This window comes from Streptomyces sp. NPDC048254, assembly GCF_043201895.1.
Classification (GTDB): Bacteria; Actinomycetota; Actinomycetes; order Streptomycetales; family Streptomycetaceae; genus Streptomyces.
Genome location: NZ_JBICZJ010000011.1, coordinates 336613 through 352801, shown reverse-complemented (window position 1 = coordinate 352801; position 16189 = coordinate 336613). Strand labels below are relative to the sequence as shown.

The window sequence follows — 16189 nt, the reverse complement described above, 5'->3', positions numbered from 1 at the left end:
GGGGCGGCCTGGCGGGGCCGGGCACGCGGCGGCGCGGCGATTGCCTTTCTCCAGAAGTGTCTGGCACTTCCGTCACCTGCCGGGGGTCGTGGTCGGGGTCGTCACGGGCGTGAGTGCCGGCGTCGGGGCCGTCACCGGTGTGGTGACCGGCGTGGCTGTCGGTGGGGTCACCGGAGCGGAGACGGACGGCGTGCCGATGGCCTCGGGGGCGGGCGGCTGGGTGGGCCCCCGCAGAGCGGCGGGGCTGGGCACGCCCTTGACGGTGCCGTCGGAGCCGAGGAAGACCGGGTCGCCGCCGGGGACCATGCCGAGCTCACTGGCCCGGCGCTGGAGGGCGTCGGGGGCGGAGTAGGCGTCGATGTCCCGCTGCAGGGCCTGTTCCTCGTCGGTGAGGTTCTTGGTCTGCTTCTGCAGGTCGTCGAGTTTGAACGAGCCCTCGCTGAGCGCCGAGTTCAGCACCAGCAGGCCGATCAGGCCGCCGCCGAGCAGCAGGACGACCAGCAGGACGAACGGGGTGCGGGCGGCCTGGTTGGCCCGGCCGACCGGAAAGAGCCGGGCGAGCCGGGCGGCCCGCCCTTTCAGCTCGGGTTTCCTACTCACGTGTCCTCCGGTGGGTCCGGAAACCCCGCGTGCTCACGCCGCTCATTCGATGGACTCCCTGATGCGCTGGGCCCCTCGAAGACGCGCGGGGGCGGCCCGGCGGTTCTCGGCGACCTCTTCCTCGGTGGGAAGTTCGGCACCGCGCGTGAGCAGCTTGAGCCGGGGCTGGTACTGCTCGGGCACGACCGGCAGCCCGGGTGGCGCGGTGGTGGCGGCCCCGGCCGCGAACACCTGCTTGACGAGGCGGTCTTCGAGCGAGTGGTACGACAGTACGGCGATCCGGCCGCCGACCGCGAGGGCCTTCACCGCGGCCGGGATCGCCCTTTCCAGGACGGCCAGTTCGCCGTTGACCTCGATGCGCAGCGCCTGGAAGGTGCGCTTGGCCGGGTTGCCGCCGGTGCGCTTGGCGGCCTGCGGCAGGGAGTCCCGGATCAGCTCGACGAGCCGGGCGCTGTTGCTGAACGGCTCCTTCTCGCGTTCCCGGACGATCGCCGAGACGATCCGCTTGGCCTGCTTCTCCTCGCCGTACGCGAACAGGACGCGCACGAGGTCGCCGGGCGGGTAGGTGTTGAGGACCTCGGCGGCGCTGATGCCGGTCGTCTGGTCCATGCGCATGTCCAAGGGTGCGTCCTGGGCGTAGGCGAAGCCGCGGCCCGCCTCGTCGAGCTGCATGGAGGAGACACCGAGGTCGAACAACACGCCCTGCACGCGCGCGATGCCGAGGCGTTCGAGTACCCCGGGCAGTTCGTCGTACACGGCGTGCACCAGGGTGGCGCGGTCACCGAAGGGGGCGAGGCGTTCGCCGGACAGGCGCAGCGCCTCCTTGTCACGGTCCAGGGCGACCAGACGGGCCTCGGGGAAGCGGGTCAGCAACGCCTCGCTGTGGCCGCCGAGGCCGAGGGTGCAGTCGACGACCACGCTGCCCGGCGCCTCCAGAGCGGGTGCCAGCAGGTCCAGGCACCGCTGGAGCATCACCGGGACGTGTCGGCTCTCGCCCTCCGGTCGCCCGCCACCGCCCTTGTTCGGAAGCGCTTCGCGCCCTTGCATTCTTGGGGGCCTCTCAGGTCCGCGCGGGAGATACGCACCGCCGGGTCCCCGCCCGCTCGGTACGCGCGCCGCGCACGTGGGGAGACGGTCCGGGCGCCGTGCCGGGGTCTCCAGGGGATTTCACCAGCGGGGAGAGCCTCGCCTCCCGCTTCGCGTCACTTTAGTCCACCGTGTCGCCCGGTCAATCAACCGGCCTGCGCGGCGCGTACGGCATGGCGGCGGGGGCCGCGATTGGAAAGGAATCACCCGCACGGCCCTGGTTTGCCCTCCGTGTGGGTTAGCTCACAACAAGCCACGATGACGTTCTTTGTGCCCTCTCACAGCAGGCTCCGACCGCCCGTGACCAGTACCGTCGTGTCTATGACGACTTCCGCAGCAGTTCCCACTGGACCTGAAGGCGCCATAACCGACGGCGGCACCGTGACGGACCGCCTGGTCGACGCCAACCGTACGTACGCAGCCGCCTTCACAGACCCCGGTATGGACGCCCGGCCCGTGCTGCACGTGGCCGTGGTGTCCTGTATGGACGCCCGTATCGACCTGCACAAGGCGCTCGGCCTGCACCTCGGCGACTGTCACACCATCCGCAACGCCGGCGGTGTGGTCACCGACGACGTGATCCGCTCCCTCACCATCAGCCAGCGCAAGCTCGGCACCCGCAGCGTGGTCCTCATCCACCACACCGGCTGCGGCCTGGAAGCCCTCACCGAGGACTTCCGCACCGAGCTGGAGATGGAGGTCGGCCAGCGCCCGGCCTGGGCGGTGGAGTCCTTCCGGGACGTCGACCAGGACGTACGGCAGTCCATGCAGCGGGTGCGCACCTCGCCGTTCCTGCTCCACACCGACGACGTACGCGGCTTCGTCTTCGACGTCCGCACCGGCCTGCTGCGCGAGGTCGACCCGGCCTGAGCCGACCGGCTCCGACGGACCGCCCGCCCCGAAAACCGCCGCCGTACCCTGTCAGGACCCTGTCGAATACACGGTCGAAAGGCCGTAAGACCGACATAGTGCGGGCAGTTGTCCACAGGCGAGTGACACGAATCGGTAACGGCAGCAAGAATGCGGTGTGAGACGTCGCGCGGAACTATTCACGCGTGGTGTCCGTGTTTCGGGGTGGGCCGGTTCCGCTGACAGAGCGCCGGCCCGGGCAATGTAGGGCCGAGGAGGGCCGGGTGACGACCTATGACGATCGAGCGAGCCTCACTGATCTGACCGCCACTGTGGAGCGGGTCCGCAGTTCCGTGGAGGGTGTGATCGAGGGCAAGCCCGAGGTCGTACGGCTTTCGCTGACCGTGCTGCTGGCCGAGGGACATCTTCTGATCGAGGACGTCCCCGGCGTGGGCAAGACGATGCTGGCGAAGGCGCTGGCGCGGTCCATCGACTGTTCGGTGCGACGCATCCAGTTCACGCCCGACCTGCTGCCGTCGGACATCACCGGCGTGTCCATCTGGGACCAGCAGCGCCGGGACTTCGAGTTCAAACCGGGCGCCATCTTCGCCCAGATCGTGATCGGCGACGAGATCAACCGCGCCTCGCCCAAGACCCAGTCCGCGCTGCTGGAGTCGATGGAGGAACGGCAGGTCACCATCGACGGGCAGACCTATGAACTGCCCAGCCCCTTCATGGTGGTGGCCACCCAGAACCCGGTCGAGATGGAGGGCACCTACCCGCTGCCGGAGGCCCAGCGCGACCGCTTCATGGCCCGCGTCTCGGTCGGCTACCCCAGCGTGGAGGCCGAGTTGCAGATGCTCGACATCCACGGCGGGGCGAGCCCCCTGGAGGACCTCCAGCCGGTGGCGCACGCGCACGACATCGTGAAGCTCGTCGAGACCGTGCGGGGCGTCCATGTCGCCGAGACGGTCCGGCGGTACGCGGTGGACCTGGTCTCCGCCACCCGCACCCACCCCGACCTCAGACTCGGCGCCTCCCCGCGCGCGACGCTGCATCTGCTGCGCGCGGCGAAGGCGTCCGCCGCCCTGAGCGGCCGGGAGTACGCGCTGCCGGACGACGTGCAGGCGCTCGCCGTGGCGGTGCTGGCCCACCGGCTGCTGCCCACCGCCCAGGCCCAGCTCAACCGGCGCACCGCGGAGCAGGTCGTCCAGGAGATCCTGCAGCAGACCCCGGTACCCGCGGCCGCCCGGCAGCAGAGCGGCTTCGGCGGTCTGGGCCAGGGCGTGCCGGCGTATCCCCAGCAGCCCCCGCGGAGTCTGTGATGAGCGCCCCGGCGGAGGCCGACCGCGAGGAGTCGGGCGGCGTCCGCACGGCCCTGGCCGGGCTGACCACCCGCGGCCGCTCCTTCCTGGCGGCCGGCATCGCGGCGGTGATCTGCGCGTACGTACTCGGCCAGAGCGATCTGCGCCGGGTCGGGCTGCTGCTCGCCGTGCTGCCGCTGATCTGCGCGGCCGTGCTCTACCGCACCCGCTACCGGGTGGCCGGCAGCCGCCGGCTCTCCCCCTCGCGGGTGCCGGCCGGCAGCGAGGCCCGGGTCCATCTGCGCATGGACAACGTCTCGCGGCTGCCCACCGGCCTGCTGATGCTCCAGGACCGGGTGCCCTACGTCCTCGGCCCGCGCCCGCGCTTCGTCCTGGACCGGGTCGAGCCGGGCGGCCGCCGGGAGGTCTCCTACCGGGTCCGCTCGGACCTGCGCGGCCGCTATCCGCTGGGCCCGCTCCAACTGCGCCTGACCGACCCGTTCGGGATGTGCGAACTGACCCGGTCCTTCTCGACGTTCGACACCCTGACCGTCATCCCGCGCGTGGAGCCGCTGTCGCCGATCCGGCTCGGCGGCGAGGCGAAGGGGTACGGCGACGGGCGGCAGCGCTCCCTGGCCCTGGCCGGCGAGGACGACGTGATCCCGCGCGGCTACCGGTACGGCGACGACCTGCGCCGGGTGCACTGGCGCTCCACCGCCCGCTACGGCGAGTTGATGGTGCGCCGCGAGGAGCAGCCGCAGCGCGCCCGCTGCACGGTGCTCCTTGACACCCGGGGCATCGCCTACGAAGGAGCGGGCCCCGACTCGGCGTTCGAATGGGCGGTCTCCGGCGCCGCCTCGGTCCTGGTCCACATGCTCGAACGGGGCTACTCGGTCCGGCTGTTGACGGACACCGGCAGCGCGGTGCCCGGTGAGGGCGCCGACGGTTTCGCGGGCTCCGGCCAGGATTCGGCGGACGCGGCCGGGCTGCTGATGGACACCCTGGCCGTGATCGACCACTCGGACGGCGCCGGCCTGTCCCGGGCCTACGACGTGCTGCGCGGCGGGAACGAGGGGCTGCTGGTGGCCTTCCTGGGCGACCTCGACGAGGAACAGGCGGCGATCGCCACGAAGATGCGCCAGCGCAGCGGCGGTGCCGTCGCCTTCGTCCTGGACCCGGGCACCTGGGTGCGGGAGCCCACCGACGTGCCCGCGCCGGGCAACGCCCACGAGGAGGGGCTGCGGATGCTGCGCGAGTCCGGCTGGACGGCGGTCGGCGTGCCGCGCGGCGCCCCGCTCGCCGAACTGTGGCAGCAGGCCGACCGGGAGCGCCTCTCGGTGGCCGCGGCGGGCGGGGAGGCCCGGTGATGAGCGGCCGGGCCCGGCTGGCCCTGACCGCGGCGGCGGCGACGCTGATGGCGTCCTGTGCCCTGCTGCCCCTGGTCTCCCCGAAGACCTGGCTGTTCGAGGCGGCCTTCCTGGTGGCGATCCAGACCGGGGTGGGCGCGGCCGCGCGCCGGGTGCCGCTGGCCCGGCCGCTGACCGTGGCCGCGCAGGCCCTGGTCACGTTGCTGATGCTGACCCTGCTCTTCGCCCGGGGCCACGCCGTCGCCGGGCTGATCCCCGGCCCGGACACCTTCCGGTACTTCGCCGACCTGCTCCAGCAGGGCTCCGAGGACGTCAGCCGGTATGCGATACCCGCGCCGCTGTCGGACGGCATCCGGCTGATGCTGATCGGCGGGGTGCTGATCATCGGGCTGATCGTGGACACCCTCGCGGTGACCTTTCGCAGCGCGGCCCCGGCCGGACTGCCGCTGCTCGCGCTGTACTCGGTGGCGGCGGGTCTGTCCGACGAGTCGACCGACTGGTTCTGGTTCCTGGTGGCGGCGGCCGGCTATCTGCTGCTCCTGCTCGCCGAGGGCCGGGACCGGCTCTCGCAGTGGGGCCGGGTGTTCGGCGGGGTCTCGCGCGCCCCGGGCGGCCAGGAGAGCGGCGTGGTTGCCCCGGTGCGCACCGGTCGCCGGATCGGCTTCGCCGTGCTGAGCGTGGCCCTGTTCGTGCCGTTCGTGATGCCCTCGATCCAGGGCGGCCTGCTGGACGGCACCGGGAACGGCGTCGGCGTGGGCAACGGGAACGGCGGCACGATCTCCGCGGTCAACCCCCTGGTGTCGCTGCGGGACAGCCTCAACGTGGACGAGGACCGTCAGGTGCTCTCCGTACGGACCAGCACCGCCGACGTCTCCGACCTGTATCTGCGGATCGTCTCCCTGGACGACTTCGACGGCACCACCTGGAAGCCGGCCCAGCGGCACATCACCGGCGTCCCGGACACCTTCCCGACCCCGGCCGGCCTGGGCGGCGACATCAAGCGGGCGACGGTGCGGACCACGATCTCGGCCGCCGACTGGTACGCCCAGGACTGGCTGCCGATGCCGTACCCGCCGAGCGGCGTGAAGATCGCCGGCACCTGGCGCTACGAACCCGTCGGGATGACGCTGGTCGGTGACCACGGGCAGAACACGCGCGGTGAGACCTACCAGGTCACCAGCCTGGACGTGCGGCCGACGGCGGAGCAGCTGGCCGCGGCGCCGGAGCCGACGGCCGCCATGAAGAAGGAGTACACCAAGGTGCCCTCCTCGCTGCCGTCGGTGGTGGCGCGGACGGCCCAGGAGGTCACCGCGGGCTCGACGAACCACTACGAGGAGGCGGTCAAGCTCCAGGACTACTTCGCGGTGAACGGCGGCTTCCAGTACGACACCCAGGTGCAGGTCGGCCGGGGCGAGGGCGCGATCGCGAACTTCCTGAAGCAGAAGCGCGGCTTCTGCGTGCACTTCTCCTTCGCGATGGCCGCGATGGCCCGGACGCTGGGCATCCCGGCCCGGGTCGCGGTGGGCTTCGCGCCCGGCACCCCGCAGGCCGACGGCACGGTCTCGGTGGGTCTGAAGGACGCACACGCCTGGCCGGAGCTGTACTTCGAGGGCGTGGGCTGGACCCGGTTCGAGCCGACCCCGACCCGGGGCACGACGCCGTCGTACACCGTCTCGGACACCCCCGGCTCCTCGGTGCCGGACCAGGCCGTGCCCTCCACGGGCGCCTCGGCGGCGCCGTCGGCGTCGGCCTCGGCGAGTGAGAGCTGCACGGGCCGGCTGCGCAAGCAGGACGCCTGCTCGAGCCCGTCGGCGGCGGGTGCGGTGGCGGACGGCGGCGGAGGCGGGCCGTCGTGGCAGTGGCTGCTGGGAGCGCTCGGCGGTGTCGCCGTAGTGGCGTCGCTGCTGTCACCGATGCTGTGGCGGCAGCGGGTACGCGCGAAGCGGCTCGGTTCGTATGCGCGGACCGAGGAGGGCATCGCGGCGCACACTCTGGCGGTCTGGCAGGAACTGATCGACACGGCATGGGACTTCGGCATCCTGCCGGACGAGTCACAGACCCCGCGCGGGACGGCCGCCCGGATCGTCCGCCTGGGCCGTCTCGACCCGGCGGCGGCTGCTTCGGCACACCGGGTCGCGGACGCGGTCGAGCAGGTGCTGTACGCGCCGCGGTCGCGGCTGACGCCGGGGATCGCGGACGACGTCCGCCGGGTGGCGGTCGGACTGGACGGCCCGGCGAGTGGCCCCACCCACTTCAGGGCGCTGTTCCTGCCGAGGTCGGCCGTGCGCGTGCTGTGGGCGACGTCGGCCGGGTGGGCACGGCTGCGGGAGCGGGTGGCGGCCTACCGGCCGACGCTGCGGAAGCCGTCGGGGCAGCAGGGCTGAGGGGACGTGACTGAGGGGACGTGACTGAGGGGTGACCACCCACTGGGTGGTCACCCCTCGGTCGTGCCTGAAGCTCAGTCGTGCTGGAAGCGGCGAAGTCAGTGGCCCTGTTCGTCGCGGCGGCGCTGCCAGCGCTCCTCGATGCGGTCCATCATCGAGCGCTTCGGCCGGCCCTGGCGGCGGGCCTGCGGGCCCCCCGCGGGCTGTTCGCCGGGCTTGGGAGCCTTGCGCCAGCCGGTGACGGCAAGGACCGCGCAGCCCAGCATGACGAGGAAGCCCACCACGCTGACCCAGATCTGCTGTGCGACCATTCCGGCCATGAGGAGCGCGATACCCACGAGGAAGCCCGCGGCCGCCTGGTAGACCCGTCGCCGGGTGTACGTCCGCAGCCCGCTTCCCTCAAGCGCTGTCGCGAACTTGGGGTCTTCGGCGTACAGCGCTCGCTCCATCTGCTCAAGCATTCGCTGCTCGTGCTCCGAGAGCGGCACGGCGTCCTCCTCATCGTGCAGTCGCCAGGGCGACCCGGGGGGTCCCTACAGGATAGGCAGGGAATCGCCCCCGTGAAACCCGCCCCTCTAGGCCAATTGGCCAACCGGAATCCGCCATGGCCGTTCCGGCTCGCTGAGGCTTCCATTCCCCAGCGGCCGTCCCGTCATGCCGAGCGGTCTCCCTCGATCATACGGCGCAAACCCCTCGATCGGGGGGCCTGTGGCGTACTCCATCCGCTGCCGAGCCCCTGATCAGCGGGCTCGTCTCAGGAGATTCTCAGGCCCCGGCCGCACCCGGAGTCTCGCCGAGCACATGAAGCTGGGTGGCGAGGGCCTGGAAGGCCGGGAGCTCGGCCGCGGCGGCCTCCAGCTTCAGCAGGGCGTCGAGAGCGCCGGGCTCGGTGTCCACCAGGACGCCGGGTACCAGGTCGGCGAAGACCCGCACGCCGTGCACGGCGGCGACGGCCAGGCCCGCGGCCTCGACCAGGCCGGTGAGCTGCTCGGCGGTGAAGCGGCGCGGCATGGGGTCGCCGCTGCCCCAGCGGCCGTCGGGGTCGTCGAGGGCCTGCCGGGCCTCCTTGAAGTGCCCGGCGAGGGCCCGCGCGACCACGGCCCCGCCGAGCCCGGCGGCGAGCAGGCTGAGGACACCCTCGGAGCGCAGCGCGGCCACCGTGTTGCGCACGCCCTCGGCCGGGTCGTCGACGTACTCCAGGACGCCGTGGCAGAGCACCACGTCGTGGCTGCCGCGCTCGACCACGTCGAACAGGCCGAGGACGTCGCCCTGGACGCCCTTGACCCGGTCGGCGACACCGGCCTCGGCGGCGCGGCGCTCAAGTGCGAACAGCGCGTTCGGGCTGGGGTCGACCACGGTGACACGGTGGCCGAGACGGGCGAGGGGCACGGCGAAGTTGCCGCTGCCGCCGCCGGTGTCCAGGACGTCCAGCGCGTCCCGGCCGGTGGCCTTGACCCGGCGGTCGAGGGCGTCCTGGAGGACCTCCCAGACCACGGCGGTACGGAGAGAAGCGCGGGGTCGTGTGGGGTCCGGCACGGCAGTTGACTCCTCGGCGCGGCACCGCCTGTTGCCCGGCGGCGCGAACTCGGTGCCTCCCCGGCCCGGGGCGCGGGAGGAAGGAAGGCTTCAGGCGCTCTCCACCCTATTGCCTCCGCCGCCGCCCTCTCGCCTCCGCTGCCCGCCCGGTCATCCCGCGTCGGGCAACCCTCTCTCCGGGACGCCGTCCGGCTGCTCCCCGTCCTGTCGGCGGGGCTGCGGCAGCACCGGCTGGAGGACGAGCATCCGCTCGACTATGCGGAGGAACATCTCCACGTCCCGTATCAGGTCGTCGGCGTCACGGCGGCCGGCCGCGCCCTGGATGCCCGCCTCGGCGCGGGCGCGGCGGCGGGCGCCGGAGGCGAACAGGGCGCTCCACTCGGTGAGCTCGGGCGCGACCTCGGGGAGCACCTCCCAGGCGCTGCGGATGCGGGCCCGGCGCCGGGGCGAGGTCTCGGGGCGGGCGCGGGCGGCGAGCACGGCGGCCGCGGTGCGCAGGGCGGCCAGATGGGCGGTCGCATAGCGCTCGTTGGGGGTGTCGAGGAGTTCGGCCTCGTCGAGGGTGGCGCGGGCCTGGGTGAGCAGGTCGAGGGCGGCGGGCGGGGCCGTGGCCCGGCGGAGCACGGGGTGCACGTCGCTCGCCGGGCCGGTCAGTGAGGGGGCAGGGCCGGTGGCGCGGCGCCGGTGGGCGGCGGCCGCTGAGGAGTTGGCCATGACGAACCTCCCGTCGTCTGGGTGACGGCTCCCTCACACGGGGTGCCGTATGTGCCCATCGTGAGGTATGGCACTGACAATCCGTTCTGACCTGCGGTTTTGCTTCGATCGCAGGTTCGGGTTAGTTTTTGCACTGACCAGTCAGTTCAAAAACAGTGCCGATGCGGACACCACTTCGGAAGCCAGGGGGGACCTGTGCACGGCGTACCTGTCACGGCCGAGCGGCTCGGGCTCAAGGGCCCGCGCGGCTGGGCGTTCCGGGAGATCTCCCTGGACGCCGGGCCCGGCGCGCTGATCGCGGTGGAGGGGCCGTCCGGCTCCGGCCGCACCTGTCTGCTGCTGGCCCTCACCGGGCGGATGAGGGCCACCGAGGGCAACGCGGCCGTGGGCGAGGCCCGGCTGCCCAAGCAGTCGGCGGCCGTGCGCCGGATCAGCGCGGTGGCCAACGTCGCCGGGGTCACCGACCTCGAACCCGCCCTGACCGTGGGCGAGCACCTGCGGGAACGGGCCCTGCTCCAGCGCCGGTTCGGCGAGTCGCTGCGCGCCCTGCTGCGGCCCGGGGCCGAGAAGGGCGCGCAGGCACGGCAGTTGACCGACGACGCCCTGGCCGCCGCCGGGCTCGACCTGAAGGCGCTGCCGAAGGGCGCCCGGACCGCCGTACGGGATCTGGAGCGGATCGAGGCGCTGCGGCTGTCCGTGGCGCTGGCGCTGGTCGGGAAGCCGCGGCTGCTGGCCGTGGACGACGCGGACCTGAAGCTGTCGGCGGCCGAACGGACCGAGGTGCGGGCGCTGTTGGCGTCGATCGCCGCGGCCGGGACGACCGTGGTGGCGGTGTGCGGGGAGGCCCTGGAGGGGGCTGTCGTGGTACGCACCGGGACCGCTCGGGAAGAGGAGACCGGGATGCCCGAAGGCACCGGAACCGGGGAGGAGGCCGGCGATGCGCTCACCGCGACTGGCCGCGCTTGAGCTCAGGCGCTTCGGACGGGGGAGGCTGCCCCGCGCGGCCCTGGTGGCCCTGCTGGTGCTGCCGCTGCTGTACGGCGCGCTCTATCTGTGGTCGTTCTGGGATCCGTACGGCCGGCTGGACCGCATCCCGGTGGCGCTCGTGAACGACGACAAGGGGGCGAGCGCGAGCGGCCGGAAGATCACCGCGGGCGACGACATCGTGGACGGCCTGGAGGACAGCAGGACGTTCGAGTGGCACCAGGTGAGCGCGGCCGCAGCGCGCCGGGGCGTCGAGAACGGCACCTACTACCTGTCGCTGACCATGCCCGCCGACTTCAGCTCGCGCGTCGCCTCCAGCGCGGGCGACTCCCCGGAGACCGGCGCGCTCCAGGTGCGTACGAACGACGCGAACAACTACATCGTCGGCCAGATCTCCCGCACGGTCTTCAACGAGGTGCGCTCGGCCGCGTCCGCCAAGGCGTCCCGGTCCTTCCTGGACCGCATCTTCATCTCGTTCGCCGACATCCACGGGCAGACCGTGAAGGCCGCCGAGGGCGCCGACACGCTCACCGGTGGCATCGGGAAGGCCGAGAAGGGCTCGAAGGACCTCGCGGAGGGGCTGAAGGACGCCAAGACCGGCAGCGGCAAGCTCGCCAAGGGGATCAAGAAGCTGGACGCGGGCGCGGGGACGCTCGAGGACGGTTCCCGGCAGGTCGCGGACGGCACCCAGTCCCTCGCGGACCAGGTCAACGGGGTCTACGGCAAGGTCGGCCCGTATCTGGAGGACAACGAGAAGACCATCGGCGACACGGCGCGGCTGGTCGCCGACTCGGCCGGGACCGTCCGCGACAACCTGGGCGTCCTGGTGAAGGCGGCCCCCGCGGCCGCGAAGACCGCGCACACGGCCGCCGGGACGCTGGACGACGTCTACCGGGCGCGCTGCTCCGCCGAGTTGCTGACCGACCCGGTCTGCCCCGACCTGAAGAAGGCCAGGGACGCGGCCGACGACGTGGCCGCCGTCGCCGACGACCTCGACACGCTCATCGCGGACCAGCACGGCGACCTGAAGACGCTCGACGCCAACCTCGGCACCCTCCAGCGGCAGGCCCAGGCTCTCGCCGACCGGGCCCCGCACCTGTCCGAGGACGTCGCCGACGCCGTCAAGAAGATCAACAAGCTGAACGACGGCGCGGCCCGGGTCGCCGCGGGTGCCGGGAAGCTGCACACCGGCCTCGGCACGGCCCTGACCGGCGCGACCGGCCTGGACACGGGCGTCGGCAAGCTCAAGACCGGCGCCTACGACCTCAACGGCGGGATGTACAAGCTCGTCGACGGCTCCGGCAAGCTCGCCGGCGGTCTGCACGACGGCGCCGCCCGGATCCCCGACTACGGCAAGAACGACCGCGACCGGCGCACCGAGGTGATGGCCGACCCGGTCCGGCTCGCCTCGCAGGACCTGCACAAGGCGCCCAACTACGGCACCGGGTTCGCCCCGTACTTCATCCCGCTCTCCCTGTGGGTCGGCGCGATGGTGGCCTACATGCTGATCCAGCCGCTCAACCGGCGTGCCCTGGCGGCCGGTTCCGCGGCCTGGCGGATCGCGCTGGCGGGCTGGCTGCCGGTGGTCGCGGTCGGGGTGCTGCAGACGGTCGCCCTGATGGCCGTCCTGCACTGGGCGATCGGTCTGGAGATGGCCCGCGCGGCCGGGACGGTCGGGTTCCTGTTCCTGGTGACGGCGTGCTTCGCGGCGATCGTGCAGTGGCTGAACGCGCGCTTCGGGGCGGCCGGCCGGATCCTGGTGCTGGCGCTGCTGATGCTCCAGCTGACGTCGGCGGGCGGCACCTATCCCGTGCAGACCAGCCCGGGCTTCTTCAACGCGATCCACCCGTTCCTGCCGATGAGCTACATCGTGGCGGCGCTGCGGCGGCTGATCACCGGCGGCGGACTGGGACCGGTGTGGCAGGCCTGCGCCGTGCTGACGGCGTTCACCGCGGGCGCACTCGCGCTCACCGCCCTGTCGGCCCGGCGCCGCCAGGTGTGGACGCTGGACCGGCTGCACCCCGAGCTGAGCCTGTGAGGAGATCCATGACGGCCCCTCCGGTTCCCGCGGGGGCCGCCGCTCCTGTGAGAATCAGGACCATGGAAAGCAGCAGCACCACGGGCGGCAGCTCGCGCCGTGAAGCCACCCGGCAGAAGCTCTACGAGGCGGCCGTCACCCTCATCGCCGAGCAGGGCTTCTCCGCCACCACCGTGGACGAGATCGCCGAGCGTGCCGGGGTCGCGAAGGGCACGGTCTACTACAACTTCGCGAGCAAGTCGGTCCTCTTCGAGGAGCTGCTGCGGCACGGTGTGGGCCTGCTCACCGCCTCCTTGAAGGAGGCCGCCGAGCGGACCGCGCGGGAGGGCGGCAGCCGGGTCGACGCCCTGGACGCGATGGTCCGGGCGGGCCTGGTCTTCATCGACCGCTACCCGGCCTTCACCCAGCTCTACGTGGCCGAGCTGTGGCGCACCAACCGGGCCTGGCAGTCGACGCTGATGGTGGTCCGGCAGCAGGCGGTCGCGGTCGTCGAGGGCGTGCTGCGCGAGGGCGTCGAGAACGGCGAGTTCAGTGACGAGATCGACATCCAGCTGACGGCGGCCGCGCTGGTCGGCATGGTGCTGGTGGCCGCGCTGGACTGGAAGTCCTTCCAGCCGGAGCGCTCCCTGGACGACGTCCACTCGGCCCTGTCCCGGCTGTTGCAGGGGCGGGTGAGCGGAAAGGGCTGAGCCCTTCCGGGACCGGCACGCGCGCGTGGCCGCGAGAAAGCCGCACGCGCGCGTGGGCACAGCAAAGCGCGGCACGCGCGCGTGGAGACAGGGAAGGCGCCGGCCCGTGGCGGCCGCGTCCCCCGCGGGCCGCCGTCGGACCGGCGCCTTCCCTGTACCCCCGTGTTTCCCCCGGTTTCCCGTCGTTCCCCCGGGGCCCCTTCCCCCGTGTTCCCCCCGTGTCTCGCTTCCGCCGACGGATCGGCGGAAGGAGCGGGCAAGGGCGCCGGCGCCGTTCCGCCGCCCCGTGTCGGCGGTGCCGGGCCGGTCGCCCCTTTCCGTGTCTCCACTCTCTCGTTCACGCAGGTCGCGGCCCATCCGCGCGCGTACTCAACTCACTCCCTAGGTACGTGTACTCAGCTCTGCGCGCTCAGGCCCAGGACGCGCGGTCGCCGACTGGTTACGATCGCCTCCGTGTCGGTACTCCCCTTGGTCTTCACCAGCGGCTGGGCCAGCGGAATCAACGCGTACGCGGTGGTGCTGCTGCTCGGCTTCTTCGGCGCGACGGGCCTGAGCGACGACGTCCCCGAGACGCTGCAACGCCCCGAGGTGCTGATCATCGCGGGCGTGCTGTTCCTGTGCGAGGCGGTCGCCGACAAGATCCCGTACGTCGACTCGGTGTGGGACTCGGTGCACACGGTGGTCCGCCCGGTGGCGGGCGCCTGGGTCGGGGCGCTGCTCGCCGGGCACAGCGGCTCCCTCTCGGACGTGGCGGCCGGGCTGATCGGGGGTTCGACGGCGCTGGCCAGCCACACGGTCAAGGCCGGGACCCGGATGGCGGTCAACACCTCGCCGGAGCCGTTCAGCAACATCGTGCTGAGTTTCGCCGAGGATCTCGGGGTCGGCGCGATCGTGTCGTTCGCGATGTTCCACCCGCTGGCGGCGGCGATCATCGCGGCGGTGCTGCTGGCCACCGGTCTGATCGTGCTGGTGTTCCTGATCTCCCGGATCCGCCGCTTCTGGCGCCGCCGCGCCCAGCGCCGGGAGGAACGCCGGGTCGCGACGCAGGTGGGCAGACCACCGGACTGACGGGCCGCCGGGCCGGGGTGTCAGTGGCGGTCGATAAAGTCGCGGGCATGGGACGGATTGCGGTGATCGGCGCCGGGATGGGCGCCATGGCGGCGGCCGCCCGGCTGGCCGTCGCGGGCCACCGGGTGACGGTGTACGAGCGTACGGAGACGTACGGCGGCGGGGTGCGCCGGTTCGAGCGCGACGGGTTCGCCTTCGACACCGGCGCCGGCCTGCTGCCGCTGCCCGCCGTCTACCGCGACCTGTTCGTCAAGACCGGCAAGGAGCCGCTGGAGGACCTGGTCGAGCTGGTCCAGGTCGACCCGTCGGCCCGGCACGTCTTCGCGGACGGCACCGAGGTCGCGCTGCCGAACGCGTCCCGCGCGGGTGTCGTCACCGCCCTCGACGAGTCCCTCGGGGCGGGCGCCGGACAGCGCTGGGGCGACTTCCTGGTGCGGGCCCGGGAGACCTGGGACCGCACCCGGCGCCCGCTCCTGGAGGAGCCGCTGTGGCCGAACTGGCGGGTGCTGGCCGAGCGCGAGCCGTATCCGTCCGTGCCGCACAAGAAGCTCCTGCGCACCCGCCGGGCCGGCACCCTCGCCGAGATCGGTGCCTGGGAGCTGCGCGACGAGCGCCTCGCCGCCCTCCTGAACAGCCACGCGCTCGCCTACGGCCTCAACCCCCGTGACACTCCGGCGAGCGCGGCCGTGCTGCCGTACCTGGAGCACGCCTTCGGCACCTGGTATGTGCGCGGCGGCATACGGGAGTTGGCGCGGGCGGTGTACGAGCGGTGTGTGCGGCGGAGAGTCGAGTTCGTCTTCGGCACCGAGGTCACCGCGGTGCTGGCGAAGGACGGCCGGGCGGCGGGGGTGGAGCTTGCTGGGGGCAGTGTGATCGACGCGGACCATGTGGTGGCCGGAGTGGATCCGGTGCGGCTCGACGCCCTCACGCGACTGACGGGGTGCCACCTGGACGCCGAGGACGATGTGCGGGCCGACACGAAGGCGGCGCGCCCGGGCCGCTTCACCGTGCTGCTCGCGCTGCGTGGCGGGCCCGAGGCCGGTGCCGCGCACCGCACGATCGTGCACGCCCCGGACGGCGAGACCGAGCTGGACCTGCTGGCCTCGCCCGGCGGCGACCGTCCGGTGCGCCCCACCGTGACGGTGCTGCGCCCCGACGACCCGGCACTCAGACCGGACGACGACCACGAGTCCGTGGTGCTGTCGGCGGTGCTGTCGGCCGATGCCGGCTGGGAGCGGGCCGACATGGCCCGGGTGTGTACGGACTTCCTCCTGGAAGCCGCCGAGGCCGCCGTCCCGGGGCTGCGGGAGCGCCTGATCTGGCACGAGACGCGGCTGCCGGAACAGGTCACGGAGACCGGGGGGTTCGGGGAGATCTCGGCTCCCGCCCTCGCCGCCGGCCAGGGCCGTTTCCTGCACCCGGCCAACACCACCCGGCTGCCGGGCCTGTACCGGGTCGGCGGCTGGTCGCACCCCGGCGGCGGGCTGCCGCACGCCGGCATGTCGGGTGCGCTGGTGGCCGGGCTGATCGTGGAGGGACCGGAGTTCCGCGGCTCGCAGTGAGACGCGGC

The 16189-nt window shown here is 72.8% G+C and carries 14 protein-coding genes; 9 read left to right on the top strand and 5 right to left on the bottom strand.

Translation table 11 applies throughout. The features are described from left to right. Positions 1 to 72 precede the first annotated feature (72 nt). Positions 73 to 600 (bottom strand): hypothetical protein, encoded by a 528-nt coding sequence (locus ACGFZQ_RS30470; protein ID WP_393843023.1) that lies wholly within the window; start codon positions 598 to 600, stop codon positions 73 to 75. 42 nt (positions 601 to 642) lie between these two features. Next, a complete protein-coding gene (gene rsmH, locus ACGFZQ_RS30465) occupies positions 643 to 1647 on the bottom strand; it encodes a 16S rRNA (cytosine(1402)-N(4))-methyltransferase RsmH (protein WP_351732470.1) in 1005 nt (334 codons plus the stop codon). Positions 1648 to 1944: 297 nt separating this feature from the next. On the opposite strand from rsmH, the gene ACGFZQ_RS30460 reads away from it, so the two are divergent. The 4 genes from ACGFZQ_RS30460 to ACGFZQ_RS30445 all read left to right on the top strand — a co-directional run bounded on the left by ACGFZQ_RS30460 (position 1945) and on the right by ACGFZQ_RS30445 (position 7590). After that, positions 1945 to 2556: a beta-class carbonic anhydrase gene (locus ACGFZQ_RS30460; RefSeq protein ID WP_393843022.1), complete on the top strand. Its 612-nt coding sequence runs from the start codon at positions 1945 to 1947 to the stop codon at positions 2554 to 2556. A 263-nt stretch (positions 2557 to 2819) separates the two neighbouring features. Then, positions 2820 to 3860, top strand: coding sequence for a MoxR family ATPase (locus ACGFZQ_RS30455; RefSeq protein ID WP_351732464.1), 1041 nt, complete (start codon positions 2820 to 2822; stop codon positions 3858 to 3860). After that, positions 3860 to 5206, top strand: a complete 1347-nt coding sequence (locus ACGFZQ_RS30450) for a DUF58 domain-containing protein (RefSeq protein ID WP_351732462.1) — start codon at positions 3860 to 3862, stop codon at positions 5204 to 5206. Before ACGFZQ_RS30455 ends, ACGFZQ_RS30450 begins: the two co-directional genes overlap by 1 nt. Further along, complete coding sequence (locus ACGFZQ_RS30445; protein ID WP_393843021.1) at positions 5206 to 7590, top strand: DUF3488 and DUF4129 domain-containing transglutaminase family protein; 2385 nt, start codon at positions 5206 to 5208, stop codon at positions 7588 to 7590. The genes ACGFZQ_RS30450 and ACGFZQ_RS30445 overlap by 1 nt, the downstream gene beginning before the upstream one ends. A 98-nt stretch (positions 7591 to 7688) precedes the next feature. Here the strand turns inward: ACGFZQ_RS30445 and ACGFZQ_RS30440 are convergent, their stop codons facing one another. From ACGFZQ_RS30440 to ACGFZQ_RS30430, 3 genes are all read right to left on the bottom strand, one after another. Next, a complete protein-coding gene (locus tag ACGFZQ_RS30440; protein WP_351695295.1) occupies positions 7689 to 8078 on the bottom strand; it encodes a DUF3040 domain-containing protein in 390 nt (129 codons plus the stop codon). Positions 8079 to 8355: 277 nt separating this feature from the next. Beyond that, entirely contained in the window at positions 8356 to 9126 is a 771-nt protein-coding gene (locus ACGFZQ_RS30435) for a methyltransferase (RefSeq protein ID WP_351732456.1), read from the bottom strand. Between the two features lie 150 nt (positions 9127 to 9276). Continuing rightward, complete coding sequence (locus ACGFZQ_RS30430; protein WP_382541413.1) at positions 9277 to 9840, bottom strand: SAV_6107 family HEPN domain-containing protein; 564 nt, start codon at positions 9838 to 9840, stop codon at positions 9277 to 9279. A gap of 195 nt (positions 9841 to 10035) precedes the next feature. Between ACGFZQ_RS30430 and ACGFZQ_RS30425 the strand changes: the two genes are divergently transcribed. The 5 genes from ACGFZQ_RS30425 (at position 10036) to ACGFZQ_RS30405 (ending at position 16181) form a co-directional block, all read left to right on the top strand. Then, positions 10036 to 10806 (top strand): ATP-binding cassette domain-containing protein, encoded by a 771-nt coding sequence (locus tag ACGFZQ_RS30425; protein ID WP_393843020.1) that lies wholly within the window; start codon positions 10036 to 10038, stop codon positions 10804 to 10806. Further along, the gene (locus ACGFZQ_RS30420; protein WP_393843019.1) at positions 10778 to 12862 is read left to right on the top strand and encodes a YhgE/Pip family protein; all 2085 of its coding nucleotides are present in this window, start codon (positions 10778 to 10780) and stop codon (positions 12860 to 12862) included. The genes ACGFZQ_RS30425 and ACGFZQ_RS30420 overlap by 29 nt, the downstream gene beginning before the upstream one ends. Before the next feature lie 62 nt (positions 12863 to 12924). Continuing rightward, complete coding sequence (locus ACGFZQ_RS30415) at positions 12925 to 13551, top strand: helix-turn-helix domain-containing protein (RefSeq protein WP_351732446.1); 627 nt, start codon at positions 12925 to 12927, stop codon at positions 13549 to 13551. Positions 13552 to 14004: 453 nt separating this feature from the next. After that, on the top strand, positions 14005 to 14619 hold the full coding sequence (locus tag ACGFZQ_RS30410; RefSeq protein ID WP_393843018.1) for a DUF4126 domain-containing protein: 615 nt from the start codon (positions 14005 to 14007) through the stop codon (positions 14617 to 14619). Positions 14620 to 14666: 47 nt separating this feature from the next. Next, complete coding sequence (locus ACGFZQ_RS30405) at positions 14667 to 16181, top strand: phytoene desaturase family protein (protein ID WP_393843017.1); 1515 nt, start codon at positions 14667 to 14669, stop codon at positions 16179 to 16181. The last annotated feature ends 8 nt before the right edge of the window (positions 16182 to 16189 follow it).